The sequence below is a fragment of the Tsukamurella sp. TY48 genome (assembly GCF_019656655.1).
Taxonomy (GTDB): domain Bacteria; phylum Actinomycetota; class Actinomycetes; order Mycobacteriales; family Mycobacteriaceae; genus Tsukamurella; species Tsukamurella strandjordii.
Window position 1 is genome coordinate 2,879,328 of sequence record NZ_BPMV01000001.1, and the last position, 17,472, is coordinate 2,896,799.

The 17,472-nt window shown below is 70.7% G+C and carries 17 protein-coding genes; 6 read left to right on the forward strand and 11 right to left on the reverse strand.

The features are described from left to right. Positions 1–13 precede the first annotated feature (13 nt). From TTY48_RS14145 to TTY48_RS14155, 3 genes are read right to left on the reverse strand one after another with little or no spacing between them, the layout of a single operon-like run. A complete protein-coding gene (locus TTY48_RS14145; protein WP_220658090.1) occupies positions 14–766 on the reverse strand; it encodes an alpha/beta fold hydrolase in 753 nt (250 codons plus the stop codon). An 8-nt stretch (positions 767–774) separates the two neighbouring features. Next, positions 775–1,101 (reverse strand): branched-chain amino acid transporter permease, encoded by a 327-nt coding sequence (locus TTY48_RS14150; RefSeq protein WP_220658091.1) that lies wholly within the window; start codon positions 1,099–1,101, stop codon positions 775–777. Beyond that, a complete protein-coding gene (locus TTY48_RS14155) occupies positions 1,094–1,786 on the reverse strand; it encodes an AzlC family ABC transporter permease (protein WP_220658092.1) in 693 nt (230 codons plus the stop codon). The genes TTY48_RS14150 and TTY48_RS14155 overlap by 8 nt, the downstream gene beginning before the upstream one ends. Before the next feature lie 82 nt (positions 1,787–1,868). On the opposite strand from TTY48_RS14155, the gene TTY48_RS14160 reads away from it, so the two are divergent. The 4 genes from TTY48_RS14160 (at position 1,869) to TTY48_RS14175 (ending at position 5,598) form a co-directional block, all read left to right on the forward strand. Continuing rightward, on the forward strand, positions 1,869–2,300 hold the full coding sequence (locus TTY48_RS14160) for an Lrp/AsnC family transcriptional regulator (protein WP_220658093.1): 432 nt from the start codon (positions 1,869–1,871) through the stop codon (positions 2,298–2,300). After that, on the forward strand, positions 2,297–3,244 hold the full coding sequence (locus tag TTY48_RS14165) for a phosphotransferase enzyme family protein (RefSeq protein WP_220658094.1): 948 nt from the start codon (positions 2,297–2,299) through the stop codon (positions 3,242–3,244). The genes TTY48_RS14160 and TTY48_RS14165 overlap by 4 nt, the downstream gene beginning before the upstream one ends. Positions 3,245–3,248: 4 nt before the next feature. Next, positions 3,249–4,535, forward strand: coding sequence for an aspartate aminotransferase family protein (locus tag TTY48_RS14170; RefSeq protein ID WP_220658095.1), 1,287 nt, complete (start codon positions 3,249–3,251; stop codon positions 4,533–4,535). A 151-nt stretch (positions 4,536–4,686) separates the two neighbouring features. Further along, positions 4,687–5,598: a hypothetical protein gene (locus TTY48_RS14175; RefSeq protein ID WP_220658096.1), complete on the forward strand. Its 912-nt coding sequence runs from the start codon at positions 4,687–4,689 to the stop codon at positions 5,596–5,598. A 6-nt stretch (positions 5,599–5,604) separates the two neighbouring features. Here TTY48_RS14175 and TTY48_RS14180 read toward each other — a convergent pair whose 3' ends face one another. Genes TTY48_RS14180 through TTY48_RS14205 form a run of 6 tightly spaced genes read right to left on the reverse strand, consistent with a single transcriptional unit; the run spans position 5,605 to position 13,236 of the window. Next, positions 5,605–6,279 carry a response regulator gene (locus TTY48_RS14180; RefSeq protein ID WP_220658097.1) on the reverse strand — a complete coding sequence of 225 codons (675 nt, stop codon included), beginning with the start codon at positions 6,277–6,279 and terminating at the stop codon, positions 5,605–5,607. Next, positions 6,276–8,825 (reverse strand): ATP-binding protein, encoded by a 2,550-nt coding sequence (locus TTY48_RS14185; protein ID WP_220658098.1) that lies wholly within the window; start codon positions 8,823–8,825, stop codon positions 6,276–6,278. The genes TTY48_RS14180 and TTY48_RS14185 overlap by 4 nt, the downstream gene beginning before the upstream one ends. Positions 8,826–8,848: 23 nt before the next feature. After that, complete coding sequence (kdpC, locus tag TTY48_RS14190; protein WP_220658099.1) at positions 8,849–9,451, reverse strand: potassium-transporting ATPase subunit KdpC; 603 nt, start codon at positions 9,449–9,451, stop codon at positions 8,849–8,851. A 13-nt stretch (positions 9,452–9,464) separates the two neighbouring features. Continuing rightward, positions 9,465–11,492: a potassium-transporting ATPase subunit KdpB gene (kdpB, locus tag TTY48_RS14195; protein WP_220658100.1), complete on the reverse strand. Its 2,028-nt coding sequence runs from the start codon at positions 11,490–11,492 to the stop codon at positions 9,465–9,467. Further along, positions 11,489–13,147 (reverse strand): potassium-transporting ATPase subunit KdpA, encoded by a 1,659-nt coding sequence (gene kdpA, locus TTY48_RS14200; protein ID WP_220658101.1) that lies wholly within the window; start codon positions 13,145–13,147, stop codon positions 11,489–11,491. Before kdpA ends, kdpB begins: the two co-directional genes overlap by 4 nt. Further along, positions 13,147–13,236: a potassium-transporting ATPase subunit F gene (locus TTY48_RS14205; protein ID WP_220658102.1), complete on the reverse strand. Its 90-nt coding sequence runs from the start codon at positions 13,234–13,236 to the stop codon at positions 13,147–13,149. Before TTY48_RS14205 ends, kdpA begins: the two co-directional genes overlap by 1 nt. A gap of 92 nt (positions 13,237–13,328) precedes the next feature. Between TTY48_RS14205 and TTY48_RS14210 the strand changes: the two genes are divergently transcribed. Beyond that, positions 13,329–14,537 (forward strand): MFS transporter, encoded by a 1,209-nt coding sequence (locus TTY48_RS14210; protein ID WP_220658103.1) that lies wholly within the window; start codon positions 13,329–13,331, stop codon positions 14,535–14,537. Between the two features lie 7 nt (positions 14,538–14,544). Here TTY48_RS14210 and TTY48_RS14215 read toward each other — a convergent pair whose 3' ends face one another. Beyond that, positions 14,545–16,149 carry a dolichyl-phosphate-mannose--protein mannosyltransferase gene (locus TTY48_RS14215; RefSeq protein WP_220658104.1) on the reverse strand — a complete coding sequence of 535 codons (1,605 nt, stop codon included), beginning with the start codon at positions 16,147–16,149 and terminating at the stop codon, positions 14,545–14,547. 15 nt (positions 16,150–16,164) lie between these two features. Between TTY48_RS14215 and rsmI the strand changes: the two genes are divergently transcribed. After that, complete coding sequence (rsmI, locus tag TTY48_RS14220; protein WP_220658105.1) at positions 16,165–17,016, forward strand: 16S rRNA (cytidine(1402)-2'-O)-methyltransferase; 852 nt, start codon at positions 16,165–16,167, stop codon at positions 17,014–17,016. On the opposite strand, the gene TTY48_RS14225 is transcribed toward rsmI, so the two are convergent. Next, on the reverse strand, positions 16,989–17,459 hold the full coding sequence (locus tag TTY48_RS14225; protein ID WP_220658106.1) for a hypothetical protein: 471 nt from the start codon (positions 17,457–17,459) through the stop codon (positions 16,989–16,991). The two genes, rsmI and TTY48_RS14225, sit on opposite strands and share 28 nt — an antisense overlap. Positions 17,460–17,472 lie beyond the last annotated feature (13 nt).

Sequence of the window (17,472 nt, forward strand, 5' to 3'; positions counted from 1 at the left end):
GCCGTTCGCGTTCTCAGGCCAGGAAATCGAGCACTGCGCGATGGAAACGGGCCGGCGCCTCGCGGTGCACGGTGTGCCCGCCGCCCAGTTCGCGGAACTCACCGTGCGGCAAGGCATCGGCCACCAGGCGCAGGTGCTCGGGCTTGAGGAAATCGAGGGGGCCGCCGGAGATCACCAGCGCCGGCTGCGGCGTGCTCGCCACCCGCTCCCACCACGTAGGGTCCGGATCGAACTGCGGCAGCACCGAATCCATCATGGTCTTGTCGAAATTGACCAGCGCGCCCGGTGATTGCACCACCTGCTTGACCGCCAGGCGCAGCCGCCGTGCCGTGATCGGTGCATCCATCGATTCCGGCACCTGGTCCGCGTGCTGGGGCAGCGGGGGCATCTCCTCGAGCACCAACCGGCGTACCGCATCCGGCCGCCGCCAGGCCAGGCGCAGCGCGGTCTGCCCGCCCAGGGAATGGCCCACCACATCGAACCGGTCCAGGCCCAGCTCGTCCACCACCCGCTCGGCGTCCGCGGCGAGTTCGTCGAGCAGATACTCGGGGGAGTGGTCGCTGCCGCCGTGACCCCGCTGGTCGTAGGTGATCGCCGGGCGGCCCGCGGCGCGCAATGCCCGCGCCGTGCGGCGCCAGGTCCGGTGGTCGGCGGCCATCCCGTGGATCAGCACCACCGGCGGGCCCGACGGTGCCTCCACCTCGCGGCGCTGCGCGCGCAATCGCACGTCGCCGGACCGGATGTAGTGGTGTCGCACCCGGTCCATCGTGCCACTCATCCCAGGGCGTAGCTCAGCGCGATACACACCCCGGTGCCCGCGACGATGCTGAGCACCGCGTTCCGGCGGGCCAGGTGCACGGCGGCGGTGGCCGCCACTCCCGCGAGCTGGGGAATGCCGTGCGCCGAGGCCGCGTAGTCGACCGACGCCAGGCAGTACGCGGCCAGCACGATCGCCGCACCGGCGGGCATCCAGCGACCGAAGTCCGCCAGGAGGGGAGAACCGCGCAGCACGCTCGCCAGGCCGAACGGGGCGAGGCGCAGCGCGAAGGTCACCGCCGCGGTCACGGCGACCCCCGCGAGCAGATAGGAGACGCTAGGCATCGGCCAGCTCCTTCTCCCGCACCGCGGTTGCGGATCGACGACCGGCGTAGTGCCGCACCATCAGCAGGCCCGCGAAGGCGGCCATCGCCACCAGCAGCATCGCGCCCGGGGTGAGGGTCACGCCGATCACCGCCGCGCCCACCGCGAGCGCCGCGGTCACGCGGTCCCGGTCCGCGCGGTAGGCGTCGATCACCAGCACCACGAACAGCGCGGTGAGCACGAAATCCACGCCGGGAACGTCCTTGAGGAAGGCGCCGCCGGCGAGCGCGCCGCACAGCGAACCGGTGACCCACGATCCGTGCAATCCGGCTTGGGTCACCAGGATTCGACGCCCCGTCATCGTGCCCGACGGTGCCGTGGTCACCAGCACGTAGGCCTCGTCGACGAGGGCGTACACGCTGTAGGTCTTGGCGATCCGGCCCGTCACGGCGTGCAGCGGGAAGGTGAGGCCGTAGAACAGGTGGCGCGAGTTGACCAGGAAGGTGGTGGCGGCGATCGCCGCCAAAGGCGTGGCGGCGGCGAGCATTCCGACGAGCAGGAACTCGACCGAACCCGCCAGCACCACGGCGGAGGTGATCGGGGCCATCCACCAGGGGAGCCCGTTGCTGGTGACGACGACACCGAATCCGAGGCCCAGCACGAACAATCCGAACCAGACGACGGCGACGCGGGAGGGAACCTTCACGAAGAACAATCCTATTTCGAACTTCGCGCAATAGGGTTGCCAATATTCGCCCAGAGTGCGAGAAGTGCGCAATAATAGTGCGATGGATTCCCTCGATCGAGCAATTCTGGACGAGCTGGTCCGGGATGGGCGCCTGACCAACCAGGAACTGGCGCACCGGGTGGGCCTCACACCGGCGCCGTGCCTGCGGCGCGTGCGCCGGCTGGAGGCCGACGGCGTGATCACCGGCTACACGGCCGTCCTCGACCCCGCCGCGCTCGGCAAGGGATTCGAGGTGCTGATCAACGCCGACCTCTCGGCCAACGACCGGGCTTCGGTGGAGGCCTTCGAATCCCGGGTCGCCGCGATGGAGGAGGTGATCGAGGTGCGCCGCATGTTCGGGCTGCCCGACTACCTGATCCGGGTCCGCGTCGCGGATGCCGAGGCCTTCGAGAAGTGGCTCACCACCCACCTCATGGGCGACCCCGCCATCGTCCGGGTGGATTCGAGGATGACGATGAAGGTGGTCAAGTGAGCGAGGCCCCCGACGGTGCGGTGGCCGCCCGCATGCTCGCGGCGGTGTGGCCGGGTGCCACCGTGGAGCCGCTGCTGGAGAGCGAGAACGCCACGTACCGCGTGCGCGGCGGCGAACGTCCCGCCGTGCTGCGGCTGCACCGGCCCGGCTACCAGAACGATGCCGCGATCGTGTCCGAGCTGGACTGGATCGATGCCCTGCGGCGCGCCACCGATGTGTCCCTCGTCGAGCCCCTCACCACATCGGGCGGGCGCATCCTCGCCGATCCCGCGACCCGCCGCCGCGCCGTGCTGTTCGCCGAGGTACCCGGCGGCCCCGTTCCCGACGATCAGCTCGACGCGGCGCATTTCGCCGCCCTGGGGGCGATCGCGGCCACCTTCCATCACCACGCCGAGCGCTGGACCCGCCCGGTGGGATTCACCCGATTCTCCTGGGACGTCGACGACACCATCGGACGCCGCCCGCGGTGGGGGGACTGGCGCACGGGGCTGGGTGTGACCGCGGCGCACCGTCGCGCGATCGCCCCGGCGGCCGCCCGCGCGGCGGAACGGATCGACGCCCTCGGGCGCACCCCCGACCGGTACGGGCTGATCCACGGCGATCTGCGGGCCGCGAACCTGATCACCGCGGGTGACGGATTCACCGTGATCGACTTCGACGACAGCGGGTTCGGCTGGCACCTCTTCGAATTCGCGGCGGCCACCTCCTTCGTCGAGACCGATCCGCGGCTGCCCGCGTGGGCGAGCGCGTGGATCGCGGCGTATCGCGGAGGGCGTGATCTCCCCGCGGAACACGAGGCGCTCCTCGCCGATTTCGTGATCCTGCGGCGTTTGCAATTGCTGGGTTGGCTGGGCACTCACGGGCATGCGCTGGAAGCGGATCCGGCTTTTGCGGACGGCACCGCCGAACTGGCGCAGGCGTACCTGGGCGGGCGGCTACTGTGAGCGCGTGAGCTTCCCGGAATCGGTCGCCGCGCACGTGGTGCGCTACGGCGGCACCTTCGCGCCCCTGCCCATCGACCGCGCCGAGGGCACCTACGTGTACTCGGGTGATCGCCGCTGGCTCGACTTCACCTCCGGCCAGATGAGCGCGATCCTCGGGCACAGCCATCCGGCGATCGTGGACACCGTGCGCCGCGAGATCGGCACCCTCGATCACCTCTTCTCGGGGATGCTCTCGCCACAGGTGGTGACGCTGGCGGAGCGGCTCGCCGCCACCCTGCCCGCGCCACTGAGCCACGTGCTGCAACTGACCACCGGCGCCGAGTCCAACGAGGCCGCACTGCGGATGGCCAAGCTGTACACCGGCAAGCACGAGATCGTCAGCTTCTCCAAGTCCTGGCACGGCATGACCGCCGGCGCCGCCGCGGCCACCTACTCGTCGGGGCACAAGGGCTACGGCCCCACCGCGCCCGGCAACTTCGCCCTGCCCACGCCGAACGCCTACCGCTCGCGGTTCGTGGACGCCGCGGGCAAGTACGACTGGGAGTCGGAGTTGGACTTCGGCTTCGAGCTCATCGACGCGCAGTCCACCGGGTCGCTCGCCGCGTGCCTGGTGGAGCCGATCCTCAGCTCCGGCGGCATCATCGACGTGCCCGTCGGCTACCTCGCGGCCCTGCGGCGCAAGTGCGACGAGCGGGGCATGCTGCTCATCGTCGACGAGGCGCAGACCGGCCTGTGGCGCACCGGCGCCGCGTACGCCTTCGAACGCGACGGCATCGTCCCCGACATCCTCACCCTCTCCAAGACCCTCGGCGCGGGGCTGCCCATCGCCGCCGTGGTGACCAGCGCCGAGATCGAGCGGGTGTGCCACGAGCGCGGTTTCCTGTTCTTCACCACGCACGTCAGCGATCCGATGGTGGCCGCGGTCGCGACAACGGTGCTCGACGTCCTGGGCGATGGCGTCGACGACGGGGTCGCCCGGGAGGTCGCCGCCCGCGGCGCCCGGCTGCGCGCGGGACTCGATGAGCTCGCACGGCGGCACGAGGCCATCGGCGACGTCCGCGGCCGCGGACTCATGCAGGGCATCGAACTGGTCACCGACCGCGACACCAAGGAACCGGCCAACGAGCTGGGGAAGCTGGTCACACAGCGCTGCTACGACCGCGGGCTGCACATGAACGTGGTGCAGCTGCCCGGCATGGGCTCGATCTTCCGGATCGCGCCGCCGCTCACCGCCACCGACGCCGAGCTCGACGACGGCCTCGCCATCCTCGATTCCGCCCTGACCGGATAGGCGGCGCCGGCCGGTCGGTACCGCTCCTGTGTGACTCTCCGATTCTGTCCGCACCGGACAAGTTGTCCGGTGCGGACGAAATCCGAGAGTCGTTCGTCACTGTGGGCCCTGCGGCGTACCCTCGGCGCAACGCTGGACTTCGGGGGGAGCCATGCACAATTTCGTGGAACGGACGACGCCGAAACGCGATCGGCTGTTGCAGTTCACTGCGGCGCGGGTCGGTCTCGACATCGTGCTGCGGGACGGGTTCGGCGCGGTGAGCCTGACCCGGATCGCCGAACTGCTCACTGTCACCGCGGACTTCGAGGTGTCCGAGCGAACCCTGCGCAGGCGCTACGGCACTCCGGCCAGGCTGATCTTCGGCGCGCCGTGGTGGCTCCCCGACCCGTACGCCGCCGCGGCGCGGGTGTTGCACCCACGCCCGCTGCCGCAGGGACCGGTGTGGCCCACGGGCCCGGATGCCGACGCCGCCTCAGTGATCGAGGGTGACGATTTCGAATGGCCGTCCGCCGAGTTCTTCACCGCCGCCGGCATCGCGGATCCGCTCGGCGATCTCGACTACGCATCACCGTGTCCGATCTCGCTCCGGGACTTCCTGCACGACCTGCACATCGTGGAGTCGGCGCATCTCCTGGGCGGTGATGTCGCCCGGCGCCTCGCGGCGATTCGTGCACTCGCGGGCGACGAACCCGACGTCGGAGCGTGGCTGGCGGCAGCGACGCAAGCCCACGTCGAGCGGCTCGCTCCCGTCCTCGCCACGGTGTTCGGCCTCGCAGGTCACAGCGCAGCCCTGGCGGCCCACGCCTATGCCGGCGCCGCCCGGGAACTGGAACCGGCCCTGTCGGCGCTGGCGGTAGCCCGTTCCCGCCTCGGCGGGGGAGACCGCGACGCCGATGTGCGCGGGGCGGGAGCCGCGCTGCACCGCGCCCGGGCGGAGGTGTTCGCGCAGTTCACCGAGATTCTGTCCGTCACGGACAGAATCCGAGAGCCGTCGGAACGGGGCACCGTCGTCTCCGTGGGCGGGCCCGATGCGGGGCTGCCCTTCCGCCGCCGCGGGCTCTGATGTCGGTCAGGGCACGAAGCGGTAGCCCATTCCGGGCTCGGTGACGAAGTACCGCGGGTGGGCCGGGTCGGGTTCCAGTTTGCGGCGCAGCTGGGCCAGGTACACGCGCAGGTAGTTGGTCTCGCGCGAGTACGACGGGCCCCACACCTCGTGCAGCAGGGTCTGCTGCGAGACCAGCCGATCGGCGTTGCGCACCAACAGGTCCACGATCTTCCATTCGGTGGGCGTGAGCCGCACCGGCTTACCGTCGCGGGTCACCGTGCGGGCCTCGAAGTTCACCTCGAAGGCGTCGGTGGTCACCGGGGCGGGGGCATCCACCAGCCCGGTGCGGCGGACCTGCGCCCGCACCCGGGCGAGGAACTCGTCCATGCCGAAGGGTTTGGTCACGTAGTCGTCGGCGCCGGCGTCCAGCGACTCCACCTTGTCGTCGCTGCCGTGCCGCGCCGACAGCACGATCACCGGCGAGGCGCAGAACTCGCGCAACTTCGACAGCACCGTGACCCCGTCGATATCGGGCAGGCCCAGGTCGAGGATCACCACATCGGGTGTGCGCTCGCGCGCGATCTGCAGCGCCGACCGGCCGTCGCCCGCCGTCTCCACCTCGTACCCGCGGGCCTTGAGGTTGATCCGCAGCGTGCGGCAGATCGCCGGCTCGTCATCGACCACCAGAACGAACGTCACGACATCTCCTTCGCATCCGGTGAAACCGGCTGTGCCGCCGGTAGGTCGACGATCATCGTGAGGCCGCCACCCGGGGTGTCCTCCGCGGTGATCGTGCCACCCATGGCCTCGGTGAGACCGCGCGCCACCGCCAGGCCCAGACCCACACCATTGCCCGCGGGTGCATCGCCCATCCGCTGGAAGGGCGCGAACATCGTCTCGCGCTGCGCCTCCGGGACACCGGGACCGTGATCGCGCACGTGCACCTGCAGGCGATCGCCGTCCGGGGTGTGCACCCCGGACACACCCACCGTGACCGGCGTGCCGTCCGAGTGCCGCACCGCGTTCTCCACCAGATTCGCCAGCACCCGCTCCAGCAGGCCGGGATCGGCCATCGCGGTGGGCGCATCGTCGGCGAACTCGAACGACAGATCGGCATCGGGGAGCGCGGTCCAGATCGCGGGCAGCACCTCCTCGATCCCCACCTCGCGGGTGAGCAGGGTCAGCGAATCCGATTCCAGCCGCGACATGTCCAGCAGATTCCCCACCAGGGAATCGAGCCGGTCGGCGCTCTCCTCGATGGTCTCCAGCAGATCGGCCTCGTCCTGCTCGGACCACTCCACATCGTCGCTCCGCAGCGAGGTGACGGCCGCCTTGATCCCGGCCAGCGGGGTGCGCAGATCGTGGGAGACCGCGCTCAGCAGCGCCGTTCGGGCACGGTTGCCCTCGGCGAGGGCCCGCGCCTGGCTCGCCGCGGCCGTCAGCGCATCCCGGTCCATCCGCGCCGCGGCGTGCGCCGCGAAAGCCACCAGCAGTCCGTGCTCGGACGCCGACAGCGGGGCGCCGTTCACGGCGAGCGCGACGGTATCGCCGATCACCGAGGCGTCCGTCGCGTCCTCCGGGGTCGACGGGGCGTCACCGTCGGAGTACACCACCGTCCACGGGTCCGACGGGGTCTCGCGCCGCAGCAGCGAGGCACCGCGCAAGCCGAACGTGGACACCGCCTCGTCGAGCAGGGCGGGCAGCTCGTCGTCGGCGGCCAGCAGTGTGTCCGCCAGACCCGACAGCACGTCCGCCTCCGCCCGTGCCCGTGCCGCGCGGGCCGTCTGCCGCGCGGCCAGCGAGACCACGCTGGCCACGGCTATCGCGGTGAGCACGAACATCACCACCGCGAAGACGTTCTCCCCGGACGACACCGTGAACGTGTAGAGCGGCGGAGCGAAGTAGTAGTTGAGCAGCACCGAGCCCAGCAGCGCCGCCGGCACCGCCGGGCGGATGCCGCCCACCAGGGCCACCGCCACCGTCAGCATCAGGTACAGCATCAGCTCGGTGGCGAAGGAGTGGTAGTCGCGGGTGTTGGCGAGCACCGCGGTGAGCGCCGGCGGACCGGCGAGCGCCAGCACCCAGCCGGCGATGGTGCGCCGCTTTCCCAGGAGCGCCGAATCGGAGCGATCCAACCGGGGCAGGCCGCGGCGGCGCTGCGCGCCCGCGGCGCGCTCGTGCGTCACCACGTTCACGTCGATATCGCCCGAACCGTCGATCACCGCGTCCGACACCGATCGCCGGAACAGCGACGCGATCGGACGGTGCCGCGACTGGCCCAGCACGATCCGGGCCGCATTGATCGACTGCGCGTACTGCAGGATCGCCGCGGCCACATCGTCGCCGGTCACGATCTGGAAGGTGCCGCCGAGGGATTCGGTGAGCTGCCGCAGCTGCGTGAGGGCGGCGGGGGAGGCGCCGGACAGGCCGTCGCTGCGCGCTACGTACAGGGCCTTCAACTCACCGCCCGCGCCCTTCGCGGCGAGCCGGGCACCGCGCCGCAGCAGGGTGGTGCCCTCCGGCCCGCCGGTCAGGGCCACCACGGTGCGATCCCGGGTGGGCCACACCGTGGAGATGCCCTGCGCGGAGCGGTACTGCTCCAGCTTCTCGTCCACCCGGTCGGCCAGCCACAGCAACGCGAGTTCCCGCAGCGCCGTGAGGTTTCCGACCCGGAAGAAGTGGGAGAGCGCGGCGTCCACCTTCGCCGGCGCGTAGATGTTGCCGTGCGCCATGCGGCGGCGCAGCGCCTCCGGCGTCATGTCCACCAGCTGCACCTGATCGGCCGCGCGCAGGACCGCGTCCGGGATGGTCTCGCGCTGGCGCACGCCCGTGATCGACTCGACCACATCGCCCAGCGACTCGAGGTGCTGGATGTTCACCGTAGTGATCACGGTGATCCCCGCCTCGAGCAGTTCGACGATGTCCTGCCAGCGCTTCTCGTTGCGGGAGCCGGGGGTGTTGGTGTGCGCCAGCTCGTCGACCAGGGCCACGGTGGGATGGGCCGCGATCACCGCGTCGGTGTCCATCTCCTCCAGCACCGCGCCGCGGTACTCCATGCGCCGCCGGGGGATCACGTCCAGCCCCATGAGCTGCGCCTCGGTCTGCGGCCGGCCGTGCGTCTCCACGTAGCCCACCACCACCGAGGTGCCGCGCGAGGCCCGTCGAGCACCCTCGGTGAGCATGGCGTAGGTCTTGCCCACGCCGGGAGCGGCGCCGAGGTAGACGCGCAACTGCCCCTTCGGCATTGGTCCCCTTCTTACGTCCGCAGTTACTTCCCGGTAGTGCTGAGCGCGAGGTTCAGATTCACCACATTAACCCGTTCCTGGCCCAGATAGCCCAGCTGACGGCCCTGCGTGTGCGTGCCGACCAGCGCGGACACCTGCTCGGCGCTCAGCCCGCGCGCTTTCGCGACCCGGGCCACCTGCTGCCGCGCGTACGCGGGGGAGATGTACGGATCCACACCGGAGAAGCTGGCGGTCACCGCATCGGCGGGAACCTCGGACGGGGCCACGGGCTTTCCCGGGACGGAGTCCTCGGCCGCCACCTTCGCGCGGCGCTCCTCGATCAGCGCCACCAGCTTGTCGCTGAACGGGCCCAGATTGGTGCCGCCGGTGGCGGTGGTGTCGTACTCGGACGCCGAGGGACGCGCGTGGAACCACTGCGGACCGTCGAAGGGCTGCGCGAGCAGCGCCGAGCCGACCACCTGCCCGTCGCGTTCGATCTGCGAGCCGTTGGCCGCGCCCGAGAAGGCCACCTGCCCCACGCCCCAGATCACCAGGGGGAACAGGCCACCGAGGATCACGGTGAGCACGAGAAGCATGCGCAGCCCGGCGAGCAACTGGCGCGGGGCGGTGGTGAAGACGTCGTTCATGTGTCGTCCCTTTCTAGGACAGGCCCGGTAGTAGCGAGACCACGAGGTCGATCAGCTTGATCCCGATGAACGGCACGATGATGCCGCCGAGGCCGTAGATCGTCAGGTTGCGGGCGAGCAGCTTGTCGGCCGCCTTGGCCGTGTACTTCACGCCCCGCATCGCGAGCGGGATCAGCGCCACGATGATCAGCGCGTTGAAGATCACCGCCGACAGGATCGCCGACTGCGGGCTGGACAGCCGCATCACGTTGAGCACGTCCAACTGCGGCGCCAACGGCACGAACATCGCGGGGATGATCGCGAAGTACTTCGCGACGTCGTTGGCGATGGAGAACGTGGTCAGCGCGCCGCGGGTGATGAGCAGCTGCTTGCCGATCTCCACCACGTCGATCAGCTTCGTCGGATCGGAGTCCAGGTCGATCATGTTCCCGGCCTCCTTCGCGGCGGAGGTGCCCGTGTTCATCGCGACGCCCACATCGGCCTGCGCCAGCGCGGGCGCGTCGTTGGTGCCGTCGCCGGTCATCGCGACCAGCCGGCCGCCCTCCTGCTGCCGCTTGATTAGCGCCAGCTTGTCTTCCGGGGTGGCCTCGGCGAGGTAATCGTCGACGCCCGCCTCCTCGGCGATGGCCTTCGCGGTGAGCGGATTGTCGCCCGTCACCATCACGGTGCGGATGCCCATGGCGCGCAACTGCGCGAAGCGGTCCGCCATGCCCTCCTTGACGACGTCCTTGAGGTGCACCACGCCGTGCAACTGCGGGGCCGCACCGGGCTGCGCGTAGGCCACCACCAGCGGGGTGCCGCCGGACGCGGAGATCTCGTCCACGATCAGCCGGGTGTCCACGGCGCCCAGCGTCTCGGTGTCACCGTGCTCGGTGGCCACCCACGAGAGCACGGCGGCGGACGCGCCCTTGCGCACCCGGGTGCCGTCGGGCAGGTCCACACCGGACATGCGGGTCTGCGCCGTGAACGGGACGACGGTGCCGATCTGCACGGTCGGCGCCTCGTGGCCCTGCGCCTCGGCGAGGTCCACGATGGAACGCCCCTCGGGCGTCTCGTCGGCCAGCGAGGCCAGCAGCGCGTTGCCCGCGAGGGTGTGCTCGGTGACGCCCGCGACGGGGTGGAAGGACGTGGCGCGCCGGTTGCCGTAGGTGATGGTGCCGGTCTTGTCGAGCAGCAGGGTCGAGACATCGCCCGCGGCCTCCACGGCGCGGCCCGATTTCGCGATCACGTTGCGCTGCACCAGCCGGTCCATGCCCGCGATGCCGATCGCCGAGAGCAGCGCACCGATCGTGGTGGGGATCAGGCACACCAGCAGGGCCACCAGCACCACGATGTCGATCTGGCCGCCGGAGTAGATCGCCATCGGCTGCAGCGTGGCCACGGCCAGCAGGAAGATGATGGTGAGCACCGTCAGCAGGATGTTGAGCGCGATCTCGTTCGGCGTCTTCTGCCGGTTCGCGCCCTCCACGAGGCCGATCATCCGGTCGATGAAGCTCTTACCGGGCTCGGTCTTGATCTCCACCACGATCCGGTCGGACAGCACGCGGGTGCCGCCGGTGACGGCGCACCGGTCGCCGCCGGATTCCCGCACCACGGGCGCGGATTCGCCGGTGATGGCCGATTCGTCGACCGTGGCCATGCCCTCGACCACGTCGCCGTCGCCCGGGATCACCTCGCCGGCCTCGACGATCACCTGATCGCCCACGTGCAGCTGCGAGCCGGGCACCTGCTCCTCGCCGGTCGCGGTCCTGCGGCGCGCGACGGTCTCCGTCTTCGCCTTGCGCAGGGATTCCGCCTGCGCGCGGCCGCGGCCCTCGGCCACCGCCTCGGCGAGGTTCGCGAACAGCACCGTGGCCCAGAGGAAGACGGTGACCGACCAGGCGAACACCGAGGGGTTCACGATGGCGAGTGCGGTGGTGTACACCGACGACAGCCACACCACGAAGACCACCGGCTGGCGGATCTGCGTGCGGGGATCGAGCTTGGCGACCGCGCGGGGGAGCGCGGACTTCAGTTCAGCCGGGCTGAGCGCAGCGCTCACCGGGTCACCTCCGAGATCGGCGCGAGCGCGAGGGCGGGGACGAACGTGAGTCCGGCCACCAGCACCACGACGCCCACGGTGAGGCCCACGAACAGCGGGCGATGGGTGGGAATGGTTCCCGCGGTGGTCGGCACGGGCTGCTGCTTCGCGAGCGCACCCGCGAGGGCGAGGATCGCGACCATCGGCGCGAACCGGCCGAGCAGCATCGCCGCGCCGAGCGTGTAGTTGAACCACGGGGTGTCCACCGACAGGCCCGGGAAGGCGCTGCCGTTGTTGTTGGCGGCGGAGGCGAAGGCGTACAACACCTCCGACAGGCCGTGCGGCCCGTCGTTGGCCATCGCGGCGGTGCCCTGGTCCTGGATCACCGTGGACGCGGTGCCCACCAGCACGAGCGCCGGCATCACCAGGATGTACAGCGCCGCCAGGGTGATCTCCTGCCGGCCGATCTTCTTGCCGAGGTACTCGGGGGTGCGGCCCACCATGAGACCGCACAGGAACACCGTGAGCACGGCGATCACCAACATCCCGTACAGGCCCGAGCCCACGCCACCGGGGCTGACCTCACCGAGCAGCATGTTCACCAGGGCGGCACCGCCGGCCCCGGGAGTGAGACTGTCGTGCGAGGCGTTCACCGCGCCGGTCGAGGTACTCGTGGTGGCCGTCGCGAACAGCGATGTGCCCCACTGCCCGAACTGCAACTCCTGGCCCTCCAGCGGGGCGCCGGCCGCGCGCGGCGCGGTGCCCTGCCCGGCGAGCTGCGACCACGTCGAGATCGCCAGCGAGACCGAGAAGATCACGCCCATCGCGCCGAGGATCGCGTAGCCCTGCCGGTGGCTGCCCACCAGATTGCCCAGCATGCGCGGCAGCGCCACCGGGATGAGCAGGATGAGGAAGATCTGGAACAGATTGGTCGCGGCCGTCGGGTTCTCGAACGGGTGCGCCGAGTTCGCGTTGAAGTAGCCGCCGCCGTTCGTGCCGAGGAGCTTGATCACCTCCTGCGAGGCCACCAGGCCGCCCGTGAGCACCTGCTTGCCGCCGTCGATGGTCGCGATGTCGTGCCGCTGCCACAGCGTCTGCACCACGCCCTGCGCCATGAGGATCACCGCGCCGATCACCGAGATCGGCAGCAGCACCCGCAGCGTGATCCGGGTCAGGTCCACCCAGAAGTTGCCCAGCCGGTCGGTGCGCGAGCGCACGAAGCCGCGGATCAGCGCCACCGCCACGGCGATGCCGACGGCGGCGGAGACGAAGTTCTGCACCGCGAGGCCCACGGCCTGCGCGATCAGGTTCGCCATCGACTCGCCGCCGTACCACTGCCAGTTGGTGTTGGTGACGAACGAGATCGCGGTGTTGAGCGCCTCGTCGAAACGCCACTGCCGCGGCGCGAAACCGGGCAGCCAGCCCTGCACCAGCAGCAGGGTCGTGAGCCCGATGATGCTCACCGCGCTGAACGCCAGCGCGGCCACCGCGTAGGTGCGGTAGCCCTGCTCGGCCTCCGGATCGGCGCCGACCACCTTGTACACGACCTTCTCCACGCGCCAATGCCGCGGAGTGGTCACCACGTGCGCCAGGTAGTCACCGAGCGGTCGGTAACAGATCGCCAGCGCGGCGACCAGCGTGAGAATCGTCAGAATGCCCGACGAGGTGTTCCCCATCAGAACTGCTCCGGGCGCAGCAGCGCGTACAGCAGGTACGCGAGGGTGAGGATCGCGGCCCCGAGGGCCAACGCGTTGGAGATGTCCATGGCCTCCACCTGACACCCCGAATCGGACGACAACGCCCGTCGTTAACGGCCCCCATGCGGGTCTTAACGACTTCTTGACGGATAATTCCTCGGTGACCGAACCCGCCGCCCTCGCATCCGAACGGCAGCGGATTCCGCCCGAGGTGTGGGTGCTGGTCGCGGCCAGTTTCGTGATCGCCCTCGGCTACGGCGTGGTGGCCCCCGCGCTGCCCGCCTTCGCCCGCACCTTCGACGTGGGCATCACCGCGGCCTCCGCCGTGGTGAGCGTCTTCGCGATCATGAGGCTCGCCTTCGCGCCCGCCACCGGACCGCTGGTGCGGCGGCTCGGCGAGCGCTCGATCTACATGGCGGGCCTGCTGATCGTCGCGGCGTCCACCCTCGCGGTGGCCTTCGCGCAGACCTACTGGCAGTTGTTGCTCTTCCGCGGCCTGGGCGGAGTGGGCTCGGTGATGTTCACGGTGTCCGCGATGGGCCTGATGATCCGCATCGCCCCGTCCGAGATCCGCGGCCGGGTGGCCGGCGTCTACTCGTCGAGTTTCGTGCTGGGCGGCATCTGCGGCCCACTGCTGGGCGGCGCGCTGGTGGGCTTCGGCCTGCGGGTGCCCTTCGTGGTCTACGCCGCCGCGCTGGTGATCGCGACCGCGGTGGTGTGGTTCGCGCTGCGCAACTCGCAGCTGGCCCAGCCCTCGGCCGACGACGCCGGACCGGGGACGACGGTGCGCGAGGCCCTCGGCGATTCCGCCTACCGCGCGGCGCTGTTCACCGCCGTGATCTACGGCTGGGTGTTCTCCATGCGCGTCTCGCTGCTGCCGCTCTTCTTCGGCGACGTGCTGCACCAGCCCGCCGCGATCGCCGGCTACGCCCTCGCCGCCTATGCGCTGGGGGACGTGCTGGCCATGTTCCCCGCCGGCCGCGCCTCCGATCGGTTCGGCCGCCGCCCGTTCATCGTGACCGGCATGCTGGTGATCGCCGTGGGTACCGCGGCGCTCGGCTTCACCGATTCGGTGCTCGTGGCCTTCCTCGTCACCGTGGTCGCCGGCTTCGGCACCGGCCTGGTGGCGCCCACGATCCAGGCCTCGCTGGCCGATGTGCTGCACGGCAAGGGCCGCGGCGGCAGCGCCCTCTCGGCCTACCAGATGGCGCAGGACGCGGGCACCATCAGCGGCCCCCTGCTGGCCGGCGCCATCGCCCAGTTCTTCGGCTACACCTGGGCGTTCGTGGTCACCGCGATCCTGTGCGTCTTCGCCGCAGGGGCATGGATGCTGGCCCGCGAGACCAGGATCGCCACCGTCGCCCGGTGACGCGCCGCTACTGCCAGCTGGGCAGCCACAGCTCCAGGCGCCACCACCACATCGGGATCGGCGCGGCGGTCAGGATCGGCCACAGCCACGCGAAGTTGAGCACCACCAGCGTCGTGTACAAGACCACGACCCACTGTCCGAGCTGCTTGCGCTCGAAACCGAAGTACTTCGAGCGGCCGTCCAGGCCCAGCACCTCGCGGCAGATCAGGGCGATCATGATGCACAGGAAGGGCATCAGGGTGAGCGCGTAGAAGTAGTACATCTGCCGGTCGAGATTGAGGAACCACGGCAGATAGGTGGCGAAGTACATGGTGACCGGGGCGGCGTAGGCCCAGTCCCGCTTGACGAACATCTTCCACAGCGACCACAGCACCACCGGGACCGCGATCCAGGTGAGCGCGGGCGTCCCCACCGCCATCACCGCGCGCACGCAGGGGCCGTCGCCGCACATGCCGCTCGATTGGTCGGCGGTGTAGTGGTACAGCATCGGCCGCAGGCCCATCGGCCAGGTCCAGGGTTTCGATTCCCACGGATGGTGATTGCCCGCCGAGTTGGTGAGGCTGTCGTGGAACTTGAGGATCGTGCTCTCGTAGTAGAACAGCGAGCGCAACGAATCCGGCACCCAGCCGAACGTGCCGCCGCTGGGCACCTGATTGCCCACCGCGTACCGGAAGACCGCGGTCTCCGAGGCGAACCACGCCCAGAAGGTGCCCAGGTACACCAGCACCGGGGTCACCCCGAGCGACATGCCCGACGGCACCACATCGCGCAGCAGCGTGCCCACCCAGGGCTTCTGCACGCCGTACGCGCGACGGTTCGCCACATCGAAGGCCAGCGACAGCACCAGGACGCCGATCAGGAAGTAGATGCCCGACCACTTCACACCGCACGCCAGGCCCACCATCAGCGCCGCCGAGAAGCGCCACCAGCGGAAGCCCAGCCGCGGGCCGTACGGGGAATCGTCGATCCGGCCCTCGACCGCCACCCGGTGCAGCCGCTCGCGCATCTGATCCCGGTCCACCAGGATCATCGAGAACGCGGCGAAGCCGAAGAAGACCAGGAAGATGTCGAGCAGTGCCACCCGCGACGAGACCATCGTGAGTCCGTCGCAGATCAGGAACAGGCCCGCGAGGCCGCCGATCAGCGTGGACCGCGAGAGCCGCCGCGCCGCGCGGATCACCAGGAGGACCAGCAGGGTGCCGCACACAGCCGACATGAACCGCCAGCCCATCGGCCCGTAGCCGAAGAGCCACTCGCCGATCGCGATCATCCACTTGCCCACCGGCGGGTGCACGATCAGGCCGAACCCGGGGTTGTCCTCGATCCAGCGGCCGCTGTCGAGCACCTGCCAGCCCTGCGGTGCGTAGTGCTTCTCGTCGAAGACGGGCGTCTGCACCGCCTGGGTGCCGAGGAAGCCGTCGTTGCTGGGGTAGCCCAGGGTGAAGAAGCGGGTGGCCGCAGCCACCGCGGTGAGCACGAGGGTCACCGTCCAGCCGAAGCCGCGGTCGGTGGCGCCGAAGACGGCGGGCGGCAGCGTGGGGCCCGGGCTCACGACTGCGCGGACCGGAGGGCGCTCGTGCGCGGGCGTTGCCAGTGCGGTCACCCGCCCCATCGTAGGGTGTTACCTGTGGGATCCCAGGAGGCGCAGGACGGAGCGGGTGTTCTCGTCGTGGCGGGAGTCCCGATGGGCAACCCCGGCGACGCCACCGCCCGGTTGATCGCGGCGCTCGGCGAGGCCGACATCATCGCCGCCGAGGACACCCGGCGGGCCCGCACCCTCGCCTCCCAGCTCGGTGTGGAGCTCCGCGGCCGGGTCCTCAGCTTCTACGACCACAACGAGCAGGGTCGTATCCCGCAGCTGCTCGACGAGATCGCCGGCGGGGCCCGCGTCCTGCTCATCACCGACGCCGGGATGCCCTCGGTCTCCGATCCGGGATACCGCCTGGTCGCCGCCGTCGTCGAGGCCGGGCACGCCGTCACCTGCCTCCCCGGCCCCTCGGCCGTGACCACCGCGCTGGCGCTGTCCGGGCTCCCCGTCGAACGGTTCTGCTTCGACGGATTCGCCCCGCGCAAGTCCGGCGCCCGCCGCACCTGGCTCGCCGAGCTCACCACCGAACGCCGCGCCTGCGTCTTCTTCGAATCCCCGCACCGGCTCGCCGAGACCCTCGCCGACGCCGCCGACGTGCTCGGGGCGGACCGCCGGGCGGCCGTGTGCCGCGAGCTCACCAAGACCTACGAGGAGGTGCGGCGCGGCCCGCTCGGCGAGCTCGCCGCCTGGGCGGCCGACGGGGTGCGCGGGGAGATCACCGTGGTCATCGCCGGTGCCGCGGCCGTCTCCACCGACCCCACCGATCACCTCGGTGCCGTGCTGCGCCGCGTGGAGGCGGGGGAGCGGCTCAAGGACGCCTGCGCGGCCGTCGCCGCGGAGACCGGTGCCTCCAAACGCGAGCTCTACGAGGCGGCGCTCGCCGCGCGCTGAGTCAGGATCAGCCGCAGGGCGCCCACCACCACGATCCCGCCCACCGCGAGATCCAGGTAGTGGCAGGCCATCGCCCCCGCGTACGTGGGGCCGCCCCAGGCGTTCACCGTGAAGTTCGGATCCAACCCCGCCAGGACCTGCACCCCGGCCCGGAAGGCCGCGAACACCAGCAGCCCGAGCAGCGGCGCCGCCACCGCCAGTCGCAGCGGCGTGAGCGCCGGGCGGCGCGGCCGCCACCGTCGGCGCACCACGACCGCCACCAGGACCACCCCGACCACCGCCACCACCGCGTGCTGCGGCCAGGCCGCGGTCCACGGGACGAAGCCCGCCACCTGCGGATCGCGCCGCGTGTACAGCCATCCGCCGAATCCCACGCCGGCCGCGAAGGCGGCCCCGAGCAGCAGCAGGAAACGACGGATCAGGGGAGCGCGGACATCGACCATGGGGTGAGCCTCG